The sequence below is a fragment of the Patescibacteria group bacterium genome (assembly GCA_041662665.1).
Taxonomy (GTDB): Bacteria; Patescibacteriota; JABMPQ01; order JABMPQ01; family JAQVVF01; genus JAQVVF01.
In genome coordinates, this window is record JBAZSC010000004.1 from 47,816 (window position 1) to 65,870 (window position 18,055).

Annotated in this window: 17 protein-coding genes; 4 read left to right on the forward strand and 13 right to left on the reverse strand. The window is 32.1% G+C overall.

Annotated features, from left to right (window positions below; translation table 11 throughout):
* The first annotated feature begins 158 nt into the window (after positions 1-158).
* The 3 genes from ruvB to queA all read left to right on the forward strand — a co-directional run bounded on the left by ruvB (position 159) and on the right by queA (position 3,218).
* A complete protein-coding gene (ruvB, locus tag WC663_05800; protein MFA6296844.1) occupies positions 159-1,181 on the forward strand; it encodes a Holliday junction branch migration DNA helicase RuvB in 1,023 nt (340 codons plus the stop codon).
* Positions 1,182-1,478: 297 nt separating this feature from the next.
* Entirely contained in the window at positions 1,479-1,994 is a 516-nt protein-coding gene (locus WC663_05805; GenBank protein ID MFA6296845.1) for a PH domain-containing protein, read from the forward strand.
* Positions 1,995-2,174: 180 nt separating this feature from the next.
* Positions 2,175-3,218: a tRNA preQ1(34) S-adenosylmethionine ribosyltransferase-isomerase QueA gene (queA, locus tag WC663_05810; GenBank protein ID MFA6296846.1), complete on the forward strand. Its 1,044-nt coding sequence runs from the start codon at positions 2,175-2,177 to the stop codon at positions 3,216-3,218.
* A 96-nt stretch (positions 3,219-3,314) separates the two neighbouring features.
* On the opposite strand, the gene WC663_05815 is transcribed toward queA, so the two are convergent.
* From WC663_05815 to WC663_05825, 3 genes are all read right to left on the reverse strand, one after another.
* Entirely contained in the window at positions 3,315-3,851 is a 537-nt protein-coding gene (locus WC663_05815) for a hypothetical protein (protein ID MFA6296847.1), read from the reverse strand.
* Between the two features lie 274 nt (positions 3,852-4,125).
* Positions 4,126-4,971, reverse strand: coding sequence for a hypothetical protein (locus tag WC663_05820; GenBank protein ID MFA6296848.1), 846 nt, complete (start codon positions 4,969-4,971; stop codon positions 4,126-4,128).
* 264 nt (positions 4,972-5,235) lie between these two features.
* Positions 5,236-5,589 (reverse strand): hypothetical protein, encoded by a 354-nt coding sequence (locus tag WC663_05825; GenBank protein MFA6296849.1) that lies wholly within the window; start codon positions 5,587-5,589, stop codon positions 5,236-5,238.
* 176 nt (positions 5,590-5,765) lie between these two features.
* On the opposite strand from WC663_05825, the gene WC663_05830 reads away from it, so the two are divergent.
* Positions 5,766-6,566: a hypothetical protein gene (locus WC663_05830; GenBank protein ID MFA6296850.1), complete on the forward strand. Its 801-nt coding sequence runs from the start codon at positions 5,766-5,768 to the stop codon at positions 6,564-6,566.
* Between the two features lie 183 nt (positions 6,567-6,749).
* Here WC663_05830 and WC663_05835 read toward each other — a convergent pair whose 3' ends face one another.
* The 10 genes from WC663_05835 to WC663_05880 form a co-directional block, all read right to left on the reverse strand.
* On the reverse strand, positions 6,750-8,117 hold the full coding sequence (locus tag WC663_05835) for an O-antigen ligase family protein (GenBank protein MFA6296851.1): 1,368 nt from the start codon (positions 8,115-8,117) through the stop codon (positions 6,750-6,752).
* Positions 8,118-8,282: 165 nt separating this feature from the next.
* Positions 8,283-10,163, reverse strand: a complete 1,881-nt coding sequence (locus tag WC663_05840; GenBank protein ID MFA6296852.1) for a glycosyltransferase family 39 protein — start codon at positions 10,161-10,163, stop codon at positions 8,283-8,285.
* A gap of 18 nt (positions 10,164-10,181) precedes the next feature.
* Positions 10,182-10,787 (reverse strand): DedA family protein, encoded by a 606-nt coding sequence (locus tag WC663_05845; GenBank protein ID MFA6296853.1) that lies wholly within the window; start codon positions 10,785-10,787, stop codon positions 10,182-10,184.
* A gap of 52 nt (positions 10,788-10,839) precedes the next feature.
* Positions 10,840-12,414, reverse strand: coding sequence for an O-antigen ligase family protein (locus WC663_05850; protein ID MFA6296854.1), 1,575 nt, complete (start codon positions 12,412-12,414; stop codon positions 10,840-10,842).
* A gap of 126 nt (positions 12,415-12,540) precedes the next feature.
* On the reverse strand, positions 12,541-12,909 hold the full coding sequence (locus tag WC663_05855; protein MFA6296855.1) for a hypothetical protein: 369 nt from the start codon (positions 12,907-12,909) through the stop codon (positions 12,541-12,543).
* A 117-nt stretch (positions 12,910-13,026) separates the two neighbouring features.
* Entirely contained in the window at positions 13,027-14,115 is a 1,089-nt protein-coding gene (locus WC663_05860; GenBank protein MFA6296856.1) for a glycosyltransferase family 1 protein, read from the reverse strand.
* 258 nt (positions 14,116-14,373) lie between these two features.
* On the reverse strand, positions 14,374-15,828 hold the full coding sequence (locus tag WC663_05865) for a flippase (protein MFA6296857.1): 1,455 nt from the start codon (positions 15,826-15,828) through the stop codon (positions 14,374-14,376).
* 138 nt (positions 15,829-15,966) lie between these two features.
* On the reverse strand, positions 15,967-16,530 hold the full coding sequence (locus WC663_05870; protein ID MFA6296858.1) for a PRC-barrel domain-containing protein: 564 nt from the start codon (positions 16,528-16,530) through the stop codon (positions 15,967-15,969).
* A gap of 63 nt (positions 16,531-16,593) precedes the next feature.
* A complete protein-coding gene (locus WC663_05875; protein ID MFA6296859.1) occupies positions 16,594-17,076 on the reverse strand; it encodes a R3H domain-containing nucleic acid-binding protein in 483 nt (160 codons plus the stop codon).
* Positions 17,077-17,226: 150 nt separating this feature from the next.
* Positions 17,227-17,934, reverse strand: a complete 708-nt coding sequence (locus WC663_05880) for a YidC/Oxa1 family membrane protein insertase (GenBank protein MFA6296860.1) — start codon at positions 17,932-17,934, stop codon at positions 17,227-17,229.
* Between the last annotated feature and the right edge of the window lie 121 nt (positions 17,935-18,055).

Below are 18,055 nucleotides of genomic sequence, written 5' to 3' on the forward strand. Positions count from 1 at the left end.
TTTTTTTTCATGACTAAACAGCTTAGCATATTATATTTCGCCTGTCAATACTTTTTGCTATAATATAATACGAATATGCAAATCTATGCAAATAATACGAATATACAAATTCGTATATTCGCAACATTTGCATAAATTCGTATATTTGTATTACATAAATGATAAAAAACACAACACCAAAAATCATCGCACCAGAAGAAAAATTAGAAGACAAAGCTCTTGATTTTACCTTAAGACCAAAAAAATTAGATGAATTTATTGGCCAAAACAAGCTAAAAGAAAACCTCAAGATCTTAATTCAAGCTGCAAACATGAGAAAAGAACAAATTGATCATTTGTTACTTTATGGCCCTCCTGGTACTGGAAAAACAACACTTGCCAACATTATTTCTTGTGAAACAAACGTCAATATCAGAGTCACTTCAGGACCAGCCTTAGAAAAAGCCGGAGATCTAGCTGCCATTTTAACAAACCTAAAAGATAATGATATTTTGTTTATTGATGAAATACACAGAATGAACAAAAACATTGAAGAAGTCCTTTATCCTGCCATGGAAGACTATTCTTTAGACATCGTTCTAGGCAAAGGTCCTTCTGCCAAAACAGTCAGATTAGATTTGCCAAAATTTACTCTTATCGGCGCAACTACCAGAATTGGTTTATTATCATCACCTCTTCGCGATCGTTTTGGTGCAATTTATCATTTAGATTTTTATGAAGATCACGAATTAGAAAAAATTGTCACTAGATCAGCCAATATTCTAAATATAAAAATTGAAGCTTCGGGTTCATCAGAAATCGCTAAAAGATCTAGAAAAACTCCTCGAATTGCCAACAGATTATTAAAACGAGTTCGCGATTTTTCTCAAGTAAAATCAGATGGTACAATTACTCAAGCAACTGCTAAAAAAGCTTTAGATTTATTAGAGATTGATAGCTTAGGATTAGATGCCGTTGACCGCAAAATTTTAATGACTATTATCCAAAAATTTAATGGCGGACCAGTAGGTATTAAAACAATTTCTCAATCAACTGCCGAAGAACAAGATACATTAGAAGAAGTTGTTGAACCATTTTTATTGCAACTCGGTTTTATCAATCGTACAGCCAAAGGCCGAGAAACAACCAGTCTTGCTTATCAACATTTAGGCATTACTAACATCAAAGAATGGAAAAAATAGTTTTTTTACTTTTTAATTTTTCCTTTTTACTTTTTTTAACATGCCAATTTACATCATCTATATAATTTTTTATGCCCTTCTCGCAATCTACATCATTGCCAGTTTTTTAGTCATTAATTATATTTATAAATATAAACATTTAGGTCCAGCTGTAAAATATCTTATTCCGCTTTATATTGCCGTATCATTAATCATTATAATTATTGCTAATTTTTATATATTAAAGACCGGCTTTTCCGAAATTATCACTTTAAATATTTTTTAATTTTATTTACTTATTACTAGTTACTTTCGCTCATGCTAAATTACACTCTTAATCCAGACGAAAAATTAATAATGCTTATTAGAAAACATAAGATCTACTATCTAAAACATGCTTTAGTAATATTATTTTTATCAATTTTACCAATTTTATTATATCTATTTTTAGCCTTAAATTTTGAAGATCTATTCAATCCAATAATTGATACTTTATTTATAATCATAAGTTCTATCTATTATTTAGCTATTCTTTTTTTCTCACTTATCAGCTGGATGAATTATTATCTTGATGTTTGGTTGGTTACTAATGAAAGAATAATTGAATACGAACAGAAAAGCCCATTTCGTCGCGAAACTGGTGAATTAATGCTTGAATCAATTGAAGATGTCTCAGTTAAAGTTGAAGGCATTATTCCATCAATTATAAAATCTGGCAACATTTATGTTCAAACTGCAGGCCAAGCCGAAAGATTTATTTTTACAGATGCGCCAAGACCTGAAGAAATTAAAGAAACAATTGTTAAACTAACACATCAATCACTGCATCAATAAAATTATAAAAATAAATTAAGCCTTGATAATCTTCAAGGCTTTTGTTATATTTGGCAGAAGAATCTTGAATCTAGAATTTGGAATCTAGAATGAATAATGAATTTAGAATACAGAATTCTCGATTCTAAATTCCAAATTCTATTCCAGATTCTAGATTCCAGATTCTATATTCTAATTTTTATGTCCACAAAACTTTCAGACTACGACTACAATCTTCCACAAAAACTAATTGCCCAAACACCAGCTTCTCCAAGAGACAAAGCACGTCTTTTAGTTTTGAATCGAAAAAATGACAAGATTTTTCATCACAAATTTTTCGAAATTGACAAATTTTTGAAAAAGGGCGATGTCATAGTTTTAAATAATACCAAAGTCATTCCAGCCAGATTATATGGCAAAAAAGAAACCGGCGGTAAGGTCGAAATTTTATTATTAAATCCTGTAGCGACAGGGCACTGCCCTGTCGCGGTCTGGTCGTGTCTCACCAAGCCAGGCTTAAAACCAAATACTAAAATAATTTTTAATAACAAAATTTCTGCCAAAATAATTTCTCGTGAAAATGAAAAAGCAACTATAGAATTTGATTTAAACAAAAAACAATTTAACCAATTTTTAAAAAAATCTGGCAATGTCCCATTACCTCCATACATCTCACCAAAACAAAAAAACAATAAAACAAAAAAACAATACCAAACCGTTTTCGCAAAATTTGATGGTTCTGTCGCCGCTCCAACTGCTGGTCTTCATTTCACGAACAGATTAATCAAAAAATTAAAAAATAAAGGTATTAAATTTGAATATATAACTTTACATGTCGGTTTAGGCACTTTTCAGCCAGTCAAAGAAAATGATATTACTAAACACAAAATCCATTCAGAATACGCTGAAATTTCTGCACAAACCGCTAAAAACTTGAACAATGCAAAGAAAAAAGGCCATCGCATTATCGCTTGTGGAACAACAGTAGTTCGAACACTCGAAGCCGCAGCAATTAACAATTTAGCAATTAAACAATTTAGCAATAATACATCAATTTTTATCACGCCAGGCTATAAATTCAAATTCGTTGACGCGATGATCACGAATTTCCATTTACCAAAATCAACACTATTAATGTTAATTTCTGCTTTTTCTAATTTAAAACAAATTAAAAAAACTTATAAAGTCGCCATAAAAAACAAATACAAATTTTATTCTTTCGGTGACGCAATGTTAATATTGTAAAACAAATTTTAAACTAATTTTCCGACGCTCTGACGTTCTGACGCTCTGATTTTCCGAAATAAAAAAGAGCCCATTAGGACTCTATAAAAAAGAGCTTCAGTTCATCTTCATCCTGTAAGCTTCACAAACCTTGAAAGTCAGACTTCCCCGAAAATCATAATAGTTGGTAGCACGCTTGCCATTTCCATTCACTGGCAAGTTTTCATAATCGTAAAAAGTTGAATCGTCAATGTGACTCAACGAAATCTTTCGAGCCATTTTGCGATTCACATTGATTGCAGTCATCATTCGACCCTTGTATCGCTTCGGCCGATGTCCACCGATCAACCGCTCAGCGCGACGATTGTCTTCACCAACCTTCACGCCAACAGTCAACAGATGACGCCGCCTCAAGTTCGAATAAGGAGTGCCATTCCCACGTTCACCATGATGTTTTCCAGTCCCGGCAACAGGCTTGCCCCGAACCGGATCTCTCATCCATTCCATCACATTCTTCTTCTCTTCACGCTTCCTTTCCACTTGCTTTCGCACTTCTTCGTCATACGACATCCTGTTCTCAATTTCTCTTCTCTGATAGTCTCTGTCAGCAGTATTCTTGTTTGCAACACAAGCAGTATCTCGATGAATGCCCATCTCTTTCCCTCCACGCGCCTGTTTTTCCAGGCTGTTCGTCCCTCCACGACACCAGAAAACAGAATAAAACATTATATCACAACCATATAATTTGTCAAGATTTTTCAATATTTAAGCTTATTTAAAACAAAAAAACTACAAACATTTCCGAAAATCTGACAATCAGAAGCTCAGAAGTCTGACGCTCCGACGCTCCAACGCTCCGACGTTCCCACGTTCCCAAATAAAAAAGAGCCCATTAGGACTCTACAAAAAGGTACAAATTACAAATAGTTCAATCGAATACAACTGGTACGAACCCACCCTGATTGTGCCAAGGCATATGCTCTCCCATCGCAAATCCGAAAGGATCTTCAAACCGACGATCTTCCAGATCCTCAATCTTTGGAACCTTCCAATTCGAACTCCGATCTGTAACAACTCGATTCAGCTTAGGATCGAACATTCTGAATTGAAGCCCATCTTGACTGAAAAGATCCGCATTGAAATGGATTCCTCCATTCCTATCTTCTGCATCTTCATCTTCATCATGTTCATCAAACTGCTCAAAACTCTTCCCATCAGAAGAATTGTCATCATCTTCACAATCGTCTTCATCCTTATCATTCACATCATCAGCACAAATGTAAGCAACAGCCGGTTCAGGCACATCGTTGATAGTCTTTTTCTTTGAAATGGCCACAAGTTCCTCAATCGTAACCTGATGCTCTTCCCTGAATTGCCGATCGATCTCAGCTTCCCATTCCTGAATGGTCGAATCATCAGCTTCACTCAAAGTCATCTTCCTCAAAACCAGATCACGATGTTCACTTTCCATATCATGCACACCCTTCGGCTGTTTCGTTCCAATCAACCTTGTTCCACACTTCAAACGAATTGTACAAGTTGATTCACCTTGTCCAGAATCACCATGATGCTTTCCAGTTCCAGCAATTGGAAAACCCCTTTCCGGAGCAATGTAAGTTCGCTTCTCCCCTTTCTCTGCAAGTTCGTTCAGCCTCATCGTATGATAAACACGCTTCTGATCCTTGGACAACCGAGCCATTTCTCTTTCCCTCCGCGCCACCAAAACTTCTTGTTTGGTGGTCGTTTTCCCGCTTTTTTCTCTTGCGGGTCCCATCGATCTCGTACCCAAAATAACATAGAACTAACCAGAAATATAGCATTTTATTCTATCATTAAAAAATAAAAATGTCAATAGAAATCAAAAATACCAACTTTTTGGCTTTAAAAAGACAAGAAAAATATCATAAATTTGAGTGGTGGCGTTCTGACGATCCAAAGCTCCCACGCTCCGACGCTCCGAAAGTCCCACGCTCCGACGCTCCCACGTCCCACGTTCCCAAATAAAAAAATGGCATCAAAGCCATTAAATAAAGAACAACTACAACTTTTTTGCTTCTACTCTTCTTTCAATTTCTCGCCTTACAGCCGACAACACACCTTGAGGCATCAGCTTCGAATCAAAATTCGTCCAACGAAAAATTTCAAAACCTACTTTGATTTCACCCAAAGCAATCACTTCTCTCGCAATTTCCAACCTTTTCTGCAAATAATCCAAATCTTCCTTTCTGCACCATCCTCTCCTTTCAAATCCAAATTCATCAAAACCCCAGTCTGCCAAAACATCATCTGGATGATCAAAAAAATCTGTTTTGTGATCACCCTCGAAAGGATAAAAAACAGTACCACGCCTAACAAAAATATCATTCAATGCATACTTCCGACCCTTATCCATTTCCTCTCCTTTGCCTGTCTCCCCCTTTTGACAGGCTTTTTTTGCACCTTAAAAGTATATCAAAATTTTTCATAAAGTCAATATTATATTATAATCATAATATCAAAACCCTTGACTTTAAATAAAAAAGATATTATAATCAACCGTTCGTTCTCTTGACAACAAGGGGGGAAAAAATGCCTCCATTCAGCCAAACAAGATTAAATATCAACAAAATGCTTTTTGAACGAAAATGGTTTCAAAATACTGATGCTAATATCGTTCAAAAACTCTTCAATTTGCCTGAAGCTTGTAATGGTTTTTTGGAAGATCTAGCAATTCGTCCTGAACAAATTGGCAAATGGACACTTTCCAAAATCTCTGAAATCTTCATTCCATTCAATGAACGTGCCTGGAACATTTACATCGTTTTTGAAATCAAAAATCAGAATGATGAAATCAGTCATTTCCAATACCATTCTTGGCAAAAAGGACCTTCGTCTGGAGTCAAAGGCATTGTTTTGATCAAAGATAAGACTTCTGGAAAAATCTCACACTTTGTTTTATTACAAGGCTATAAATTTGGAGCAGGAGTACTAACTTTCGATTGTATTGGTGGCTTTGCTGAAGATGGTGAAGAAAATGAAGCCGGAATGACACAACGATTCCGCACTGAAATGAAAGAGGAGCTGGGACTTCCAACCTTGCCTCCTCATCAAATTGTTTCTCTTGGCAGATTTAATCCAGATGCTGGGATTTCCAATAACAGACCTTTCTTGATGGTTGCAATTGTTTCTTCTGAACATTTGCCATACATCGAAACATCAAATCTCCCTAATCCAAGCACATTTGAAAACGTTGCAAAAATCATTGTTCCAGTTTCCGAACTTGCAAGATTTGTTGACAATTGCGAAGACTCGTTCTTTCATGTCTGCATTACCAGACTTTTAGCCAAAGGCATTACTCTTTCCACCAGCCCCATCTCAACTCACCCTTAAGTGAGTTTTTTTATTCCTTGTCAACCGTAATGCCTTCAAAATTTAGTTTCAAAAATTAAGGGATTTAGAAAATAAGAAAATTAAAATAAATTCATATCATATTTTTAAGGCATGAAGGTTGAACAAAAAAATCGCAATAGCGATTTAATTTAGAGTTATTTAAATAAATAAAAGTTTATTTTTTCAATTTTCTTTTTCCGTTTTCAATTTTGTAATAATCATCAAAGCAATAATCAACCAAAATAAAATTGACAAATCATTTTTAAAATACGGCACATCAACAATACCATGCATAATTATACAAACCATCGCACCCATCAAAGCAATTTCCAATTTCCAATTTCCAATTTCCAATTCTCCCATCCCAGTTTGTAATTTGTTGTTTGTAATTTGTTTGTTTTTTTGTTCTTTTGTTTTTTTGTTTTTTTCAAAACCTTGCCAAAAGAATAAAACTAAAATCCAAACAAAAGAAATTAATCCGAGCACCCCCGTCTCCACCCAAAAATTCAAAATAATATTATGCGGATAAACTAAAATTTCAGTATGCTTATTTAATTTATAATTTGGATAAGCTTTTTGAAATCCAGCTAAACCAGCTCCAAAAATTGGATTTGCTTTTATTAAATTCCATGTTCCTTCCCAAAGAACAAGTCTCACATCGCCTGAAGTTTCTTGAAAAGTAATAATTGGCACCACTTTTTTTGAAGTTACTGGAACTATCAAAATAGAAATTATCGAAACAATCGCCAGTCCAACCACCCACCATCTGAATTTCGTAAACATCAGCATAAAAAACAATCCGATCAAAATTCCAAAAATCGCACCCTTAGACACAGCCAAGACAACTGCTATTACTCCTGCTAAAACAACCAAACAATAAAACAATAAAACAAAAATCGACACAATTTGTTTTCTTGTTTTATTGTTTTCTTGTTTCATGCCGACAATCAACCCACTAAACAATACAACTATTGGTGCGACATATAAACCGATCGCATTTGGATAATCAAACACGCTCGTTGCTCGTTTTAAATTTGGCAAATTATAATCTACTGGAATATTAATATTAAAAATGTATTGAATAATCGCATAAACAGAAATAACTAATGATGACAAACCTAATGCCCACAAAATTAAATTTAATTGCTTTTTAGATCTTAAGACATCAAGCAAAATTAAAAAAACTAAAATTGGTTCTACAAAATATGCTCTAAATCTTCCCAAAGCATGTTTAAAATCAGCCGAAACAAAAACTGAAATTATCGCAGCCAGCAAAAATAACAAAATTGGCAACCACCATTTTTTCAACAGTTCTCGCCAATTCGCAACAGTCTGCTTTATCTCTTTATTTAAAATCTTCTTAACAACAAAAATTAGAGTTAAAACTAATACCATCAATTCCAAAAATGTTGACGGCAATGGCCCAAGATTAAATCTCAACAAATACAATGGCATGGCAAAGACAACTAGACTTAATCCAATATCAACTCTTCGCCAACAAATAATGGCGTAAATAATCAATAGTGAAAATACAATAATTATGTTTAACATAAACTCAAAGCACTAATTTCGTTAAAAGCTTCTAAGGTCGCTTTTAACTCCTAAACAAATTCAAAACTCAAATTTCAAATTCCAAAACATTGACGACGAGTTTTGAAAATTTTGATTTTGAGCATTTAGATTTGTTTAGAATTTAGGATTTAGGATTTTCTAAAATTATTTTTCAGGTATATTATAAACCAAAATTGATCCGCCAATTATTGTTACTGGCTTATATTTTTCAAGCCAAGAATAATCTTTTTCTCCGTTAACTCTCGCATAATATTTTGAATTCTGATAATAAGTTGCTGAAACTGCCAGCCAACCAGTTGTTTCGCCAAAACTCGATCGCCATAATTCTTGTTTATCACCCATATAATAAGATGGTACTGATCCGCCAAAATAATCAACTTTTATTTTTTCAATTTTATTATCATCAACAAATTTTGCCAATCTCTTCAAATCCTGACCCCAATCAGTATTAGAATCAACTGAATATTTATAGCCATTTTTGTACCCACCAACTAACTCATTATAATACGCTAAATAATGAGGCCAAATTTCAAATTGAACAACAATATACCACAAAATTAACAAAGTACCAAAAATAATTCTCGGAATTTTAAATTTCATTGTCTTGTTCACTTGATCTGTTCCTAGCTCCCGCATTCGAGACTCATTCGAAAAATCGATTCGAGTGAGCTTCGCAAAGCCCCATCCGCACAGCATTATCATAAATGGCCACAAACCTAGAATATGCCTTAAACCAATATTTAAATTTCCTAATATACCAACCATCATAAACATTGTTATGCAAGTAATTGCAATAAAGAAAAATAAATAATCATTCATTATTTTCACAAACTCATTCCAAAATCGATTCCATTTTCCATGAATATCAAGCTGTTCTTGATCTTTTTTTACTCGTTTATAAATACAATAGCCTAATACAATTAATGAAAATCCCAACAACATCTGCAAAACTAAAGTAGTTTTAATTAAAAATGACACTGGATAAAAATACCACCAAGATTGATTAGATGTCTGACCTAAAAAATAAGTCGTATTTCCACCAGCTACTCTAGCAAAAACCATTCTAAGTCCCAAACCATAATATGCGTATGGACGTAAAACTCGATTATCCGACATTTTATTCAGAACATTTTTAATCTGAATTGACAGATTATCAGTTTGCTCTAAAGAACCATTTATTGTTTGATGAATTTTGTCTACAGGCATTCTACAAGTAAACAATGCATAAGTTGCTCCAACTATTGAAAATCCGATCGCACAAATTAAAATAAAAGAAATTGAGAACATCCATAATCTTCCAAACCATGCTCGTTTAAATTTATTATATCCCAAAAAAGTAGTCGGGCTAGTTGGTCTCCAAACAAACACTAAAACAAAAATTAATAAAATCATGTAGACAACTAACAGAATATTTGAAAATTTTGCTAATTGCGCGATTCCAAAAAATATTCCGCTTGCCCACAAATACCAGCCTTGCGGTTTTTTTATAAATTTATAAAAATAATAAATTGCAAAAAAGAAAGTTGCTGTCGCGCCCAAATCAGTTGTTACCAATCTAGAATGAGCCAAAATATTCGGCGATAAACAATAAAAAAATAAACAAACAAGTCCAACTTTCCAACCCCACAATTCTCGTGCAAAACGATAAATAAATAATCCAAAGATTAAGGCTAAAATCAAAACTGGAATTCTAGTCAGCAATAAAATTTGATCTGCATTGTTACCCATTCTATAAATAAATTCCCAACCGCATTCCCATTGTCCATTTGTATCAGTTGTCCAACAAATTTTATCAACTGGAAATTTCAAATTCTTAACAAATAATAATGGCAATGCATCCCAAACTTTAATCAATGGCGGATGTTCTGGATTTAACCTATAATCTAAATATTTTATATAAGAATAACCAGCTGGAATATGTGCCACTTCATCCGTTGTACCAGAATCGCCTTTCAAAGAATAAAGACCCAAAACAAACATGGTCCCTAGCATTAATAAAACAAATAGCCATTGAAATTTTTTCATTTTTGTTTTTTTGATTATTTATTTTGTTTCTTCTTCAACAACCTTGAATAATTGCTTCTTCAAATACATTACAATAAAAATTACAATAACACCTACAACAACAATCAAGGTCACAAACAAAATACTATTTTGCACATATTGCCTTAAAACTTGCCAAGATTCTCCGAAAAAATAGCCTAAGAATGTCATAACAGTTGCCCAAACAAAACTGCCAACCGCATTCAACAATAAAAATTTTCCGAAATTAATTCTTAATGCTCCAGCCAAAATCAAAACCATTGCTCTGACTCCATAAACAAATCTTACCAACAAAATTGTTTTGCTAGCATGTTTTTTCAACAGTTGATCAAGACCAACAGCTTTTTCTTTTTTTCCAATTAATACTTTTTGTAATCTGTTTACCAAGGCCTTCTCTCCAAATCTTCCAATTACGTACCAAACAATATCAACTAATAATACTGCAATTGTTGCGAAAAAAATCACCCAAACAACATTAAAATAACCTTGGGCTGCCAAAAATCCAGCTGCTAAAAGTAAAATTTCTCCACCAACAATAACACCGGCAAAAATTCCAATGTAACCATATTGTATTAAAATTGCCGAAAGCGCGGAAATTTCTAACATAGTAATTAAATCTCAAATTACAAACAAATCTCAAATCACAAAGATACAAACTTTAAATCCTATTTTGTAATTTGTCTTTTGTAATTTGTTTGGAATTTGGAATTTGGAATTTTCGTAACGCTAAATTCTGTCCAGCAATAATCAATCCAATCAAAAACCAAATATGAATAATATATAAAGAAGAAAAAGTCATGTATTGAATTAAAATTCCAGCAAATGCAACTGTCAGTCCGACAACCAAAGTTTTATCCATAAAATCATCGCTCTTAAACCAAACTTTCAGCGTTCTAAAAAAGATAAAAAATATCATTGCCAAAAAAATCAGCAATCCAAAAATTCCAGTCTCTGCCCAAATTTCTAAAAATTCATTATTTACAATTGCCCAACCATTCTTTGGAATGGAAATTGGACCTTGCGCTACCTCTGGTCCAAAACCTCCAATCCCAACTCCCAAAATCGGATTCCTCTGAATCAAAAACCATGCCTGTTTATAAGTTGAATATCTTTCTTCAATTGATGCACCTTCTTCAAATTCTGTTGCTTGAGCTGTAAAATTTTTAATATTTACATCTTTCCTTGTAAATTTTAATAAATATATTGTCGATACAATTGCAATTATCGCAATCGCCGCAATTATAATAATTCTTTTCGGCGAAAAAAAAGATTTAAAATAAAATAATGCAAACAAAACCAACATTCCAGCAAATCCCAAATAAGCACCGCGCGAGACCGTCAAAACCAAATTCAAAACCATCAAACCAAGTATTACAAATAACACAATTGGCGCACTCAAATTTAGAAGCCGGTTTGTTTTATTGTTTTTTTGTTTTTTTGTTTCTTGCCCTAAAATCAAACCATTGTCAATTTCATCTTGTTTGCCTCGTTTTCTACTCAATATCATCGCCAAACATATTCCCAAAGGAATTAACAAAAAGTTACCAAAATATAATGGCTCAGAAGATGTCCCTTGAATTCTTGGAAAACCGAATACTTGTGATGTATATATATCTCTCAAACCTGTTATTTCTTTTGGAATACCAATCATATCTCCGACAAATTGAAAAAGTCCATAAATAGACACTACTAATCCAGACAGCAATATCACCCAAACAATTTTTTTAAATAATTCTTTTGAATTAATCAAGCTTGGAATAACTAATGCCACCAGCATTACAAAAAAATTAAAACCTAAAATTGTCAAACTTCTTGAAATATTTTGAGCATTAGCTAAAGATAAAACAGAAACGCCAGTAAACAAAAAAACAAAAATTATTAATGGATTTTTAACATAATTATTTTTTTTCTTTGCCAAACTAACCAAAAAAAATGCAATCAAAGTTATCAACGCAAAAACTTGTGAAATTCTCACTGTCATACTTCCCATTTCAAACGATCCTAATCTTTCAAAAGGCAGAAAAAAAGCGACTAAAAATAAACCAAAATAAGGTTTTTTAAAAATTGCCAAAGAAAGCCCAATAAAAATCATCGCACCAACCAAAAACAGAAAAACAGATTTATACTGATCATTTACTAAAACTCCAGTAATAGCGCAAACAACTAAAACAACCAAAGTCTTAATTAAGTTTTCTTTGCTAAAAATATTCAGTTTTTCAATTGCTTCAGCCATATATAAACTTATCCATATTTTATCCCATTTTTAACATTTTAGCAATTCGAAAAAACATTCGCTTTATTCGCAAATTCATTCGAGTGAGCAACAAAAAAAGAGCACAAAATGCTCAAAAAAGTTCTATCACTTTCTCATCGTAAGTTTCAAAACAATAACTCCTCTTTCTTCATCATTTTTCAGACCAAAATGATCATCCTCACAAAATGTAAACCCATCCTTTCTATAACTTTCAATTACGGGAAAAAGCAACAACAATGTTTCAATGGTTATGCATATTCCTGATTTTAAATCGTCTTTGTCTTCATGAGTTTTAGGCAAAAAACCAATTTTCACAAATGGCACTTCTAGATCTACTGATGTCACTTCAGGTTTGCATTCTAAATGAACAGTTCTAACGATACCGCCACCCAAAGTATCCTTTTCCATAAGACATATTAATCCAGATTTTTCTTTCGATTTATCATCTGAACGAACAACTACTATTTCTCCCATTTTCTCCTCCTTTTCGCCTAGGACATAAAAAAGTACAATAAAATATTTTACTAAATTAAAATACAAAGTCAATATTTAATTTCGTAATTTTCAATTTCGATAATTTAATCTATCTAACTAATCTATTATTTTTAACTCGTTATAAACTTCTAATGTTTCTTCAGCACATTTTTTCCAAGAAAATTTATCAGCTTGCTTTAATCCATCTGCTTTCATCATGATCTGTTTTTCAGGACTTTTCAAAACTTCTATAATATTTTTCACCCATACTTCTTTATTTTTTGGATCAATTAAAATTCCTGCATCACCGACAACTTCTGGCAACGATGAAGAATTTGAAGAAATAACTGGCACTCCACATTTCATTGCTTCTAATATCGGCAAACCAAAACCTTCATAAATTGACGGAAATGCAAACAGTTTCGCACCATTATATAAATACGGCAAATCACCTTCTTCAACATAATCCGTAAAAATAACTTTATCTTGAAGATTTAGTTCTTTAATCAGTAAAAATATATTTTCATACCTCCACCCTTTTTTACCCGCAATAACAAGCTTCAAATCTCCAATATCCGAATATCTTAATTTCCGAATATCATTAAATACGTTTACCAAAAATTCTAAATTTTTTCTTGGCTCAAGTGTCCCAACATTCAAAATATAATTTCCACTAATTCCATATTTTTTCTTAACCTCTTCAATTCTATTCAAATCAGTTATCACTCTAAATTCTGAGCCCGCTGCCTCATAAATCACTTTTATTTTATTTTCATCTAATCCAAGTTTTTCCACTAAATCTTTTTTCGCACTTTCTGAAATTGTAATAATATAATCTGCAAACTTATACGACCAAGGCATTAATTTTGTAAAATAAAACCTTGAACTCATTGAAAAATTTTCTGGATAAAGAATTGGAATAATATCATGAATTGTCACCACTTTTTTAAAATTTCCAAATTTCGGCACAGAAAAACAAGTTTTGTGAACAACATCTGGTTTTATTAATTTTACTTTTTTTACAAATTTTACCTGATCCCACCAAATTCTTTCATAAGTTCTCAAATCTTTATTTTTTCCTGAATCAATTAAAAAATACTCATTTTGAGTATCAATTTTTTTTAGATTTTCAACTAAATTTTTAACATAAAAACCAAACCCGCTCTTCTTTCCCAACATTGTCTGTGTATCGATGACTATCCTCATTTATAAGCACTGTCATCCTGAACCGCAGTGAAGGATCCCGTTGCTAAATAAATAATCACGGGATTCTTCGGCTTCGGCCTCAGAATGACAATATCTAAAAATATATTTTTCTAAAAAAATAAAAACAGATATTGGCAAAAATTATTTTTTTCTGAAGGCGAGGATTGTCTGAGCCCCGAACCGCAGTGAAGGGGCGAGTTCCGCAGCCTGAAGAAAAAAATAATTTTTGACAATCAACACAAAACATCTTTTTCAACATTATTTAACCTTAATGCCTTCTTTAACCAATTCCTCTTTTCTCAAAGAAATAATTTCTTTAACCTCGCCTATCAAAATTGCTTTAATTAAAAATGCAATCCCAAAATAAACAGCAACAGCAATCAATCCTCTGATCGCAAAATTCCAAGATTCAGGCATTATAAATAATGCTATTGCCATAAAAATTCCAGCGATCAAAGATTTGCCAGCAATTTTATAATTCAATCCAACTTTTTCCAGTTTCCAAATTATTAATGCTGTCAGAACTGCAACTGCAACTTCAGAAACAACTGTTGAAATTGCTGCACCATAATATGAATATTTTGGAATCAACCACAAACATAATACAACTGCCAAAATTGCCGTAAAAATATAAACCCACATTGTTTTATGCTGTTTATTTGCTGCAACTGCAGCATTTCCAAAAAGATGAGAGAAAAAGATCGCGCCAGTTGCGATAATCAATAATTTCAAAACATTTCCAGAATCAGAAAAATCACTACCTCCAAAAAATGCCATTATTGGTTCTGCAAGAAACAACGTTCCTATAATTAACGGAATTACAAAAATAATCAAAATATCAAATCCTTTTTTATAAATTTCTTCAAACTTCTTTCTATCTTCTTCAAAAAACTTCGACATTACAGGCAACAATAATCCAGCAAAAATCGCTGCAAAAGTAATTAAGACTTCCAAAACTTTGTATGCCGCGCCGTATACACCGACATCGCTTTCTGATTTCATAATTGATAAAAACAAAGTATCAACTTTAAAATAAATTAAATTAAAAACTACTGAAAAAGCCAAAGGCGCAGTCATGATCAAAATCTTTTTCCACAATGCAAAATCAAAAGCTAATTTAACTTTTACATATTTTCTGGAATAAAGGAACAGCACCAAAAAATTTACAAAATTGGACAACGCAATTCCAAAAATCATATACAAAATTGAAGCGTTTGCATTAATAACAAGTATAACAGCAACCAACCAAACAATTCTGCCAGCAACTTCAGCAACTGCCACTTTATACATTGAAAAATATTTTTGAAAAACACCGATTAAAGTTTGATTTAATAAAATAAATAAATAAGAAGCAGCTCCAACCACAACGCCCCATTTTACAATTGGATCATAAGGAAAAAGCCAAATTACCAAAGAACCAATCGTCAGAATTAACAATCCTGACAATCCTTTTATTGTCATTGCATTACTGACAAATTTATCTTGATCAATATTTTTCTTTGATATTTCACGAGTTACAACCAAATACAAACCCAAATCAGCCATAATTGAAAAAACAGATAGATAAGCCATAATTGTCGTATATTGTCCAAATCCAGACTGGCCTAAATATCGAAGCATTAATGATACTGTCACCAATGCCAAAACCATTCCAATTCCTTTGCCGACAAATTGTATCAGCGTATTATGCGCAACTTTTCTAGCTAAAGACATTCGTTTAAAAAACTAAAAATATAAAAATCACTAACTCATATTATCATTTTTTCTATGCAACAGCAAACAAAAAAGAGCAGAATGCTCTTAATTTCTAATTTCCGAATTTTTATATTTTTAATTTTTTATATCCGTACGCTATTCCGTATCTTTCATTACAACATCAGAAATCATCTCTTTTTGCTCAAGCTTTGCAGAAACAGGCTTACGTTGTTCTTCACGTACTAAATCATCCTTCACAACAATAGCTTTTTTACTAATCGAAACAATTTTATCAAAAGAAATAATTAATTGGCCTTTAAACAATTTTCTTAAAAAACCTGTTTTTACATACATTTTTTCAAGTCTATAAGAAATATCATCCATTTCAAAATCAACAACTTTGCCTAATTCTTCTCCACTCTCTGTTACAACATTATTATCTTTGATTTTAATTTCTTTTTTCAAAAGTTCTTCAAACAAACCAAAATTATTTAATGGCTTTACTGACATCTCACTATCAACAAAAACATTTCCATCTCTAATTTCTTTTACATCTTCAATTCGTAAAATTCGCTGTTCTTTCAATAAACCTTCAGACAACTGAAAACCTAATAATTTTCCAGTTTCAAAATTAATTATGAATTCATTTATTTTGCCAATTTCTTTATTGCTAGAAACAACCAAAATAGTCGCACCAATTGTCTCGTTGTAATCAATCATAAACGTGAATTAAGAATCATGAATTAAGAATTATGAATTTTATCATAATTCTTGATTCTTTATTCATGATTCTCGTGGCTTAATTACTATTTTTCTATTCGGATCTTCGCCAATACTTTCTGTACAAACTAGCTCATTATTTGCCAAACACATATGAACAACTCTCCGCTCATAAGCAGTCATTGGTCTTAATACGATTTCTTTGTTAATTCGAACTACTTTTTCCGCAGTATCCAAAGCTATCTTTTTTAAATATTCTTCTTTTTCTTGGCGATAATTATTCACATCAATGTAGAATGGAATTTCAGAAACGCTATTTTTTCTTTTTAAAAATACTTTTGCTAAATGTTGAATTGCAAATAAATTGCAGCCTCGCTGTCCAATCAAATAATTTGCATCATCAGCCTCAATATTCAAACAAACAATTTCCTTTCCTTCTTTTTCGTCAATTCGAGCATTTGTCTTTCCATTGATTCCCATTTTCAGAATTAAATCTTCAACTACTCCTTTTACCTCCTCGATACTTGTTGCATTGATTTCATTCATATGTTTTAAAATAATCAATAATCAATTACCAATAATCAATAAATAATCAATTTCCAATAACTAAATAATCAATAAAATCGTCGCAATTTTGATTATTAAATTATTGGTTATTGGTTTTTTACTGATTATTGAAATTTGATTATTGGTTATTTAAGCCGCTGTTACTCCCGAAACTCCAGTTTTCTTAGTCATTATATATTGTTGCGCAATTGCAAATAAAGTTGTTGTAATCCAATAAATTGCTAAACCTGCTGGCAAACTCATCGCAATAAAAACTGTCATTACTGGCATAAAATATGTCATTTGTTTTCCTAACATTCCTGCCATTTTATCGCTTGTTTTCTTTTGTTTTGAAAATACCATCCATGATTGCACAAATTGTAAAAGCCCAGCAATAATTGCCAAAATCAAATTTGGAGTTGTCATACTAACTAATCCAAACAACATTGGATTAATGCTTTCTGGTTTTGAAACAAAAGAATATAGCAAATCCATGCTAGAATTTTGTAAACCTTTTTGAAATACTCCATACAAAGCAAAAATAATTGGCAATTGAACTAATAAAGGTAAACAAGAAGACATTGGATTAATTTTGTTTTCTTTATAAAATTTCATCAATTCTTCGCTTTGTTTTTGCTTGTCGTCTTTAAATTTATTTTTAATCTCATCCATTTTTGGTTGCAATCCTTGCAAAGATTGTTGCGATTTCATTGACTTTAATGACAAAGGCAACAAAACAAAACGAATCAAAATCGTTACAATAATAATTGCAACACCAATATCACCAATCATGTTATACAGCCAAACTAATAAATTTAATAATGGCTGAAATAAAATTATATTATATAGTTGAATCATAGTTTTAAAAATTTATAAATTACAAATCCCAAAATCCAAACAAATCCCAAATAACAAATTACAAAATATCTTTTGTGGTTTGTAATTTGGAATTTGTAATTTGTTTGGTATTTGAAATTTG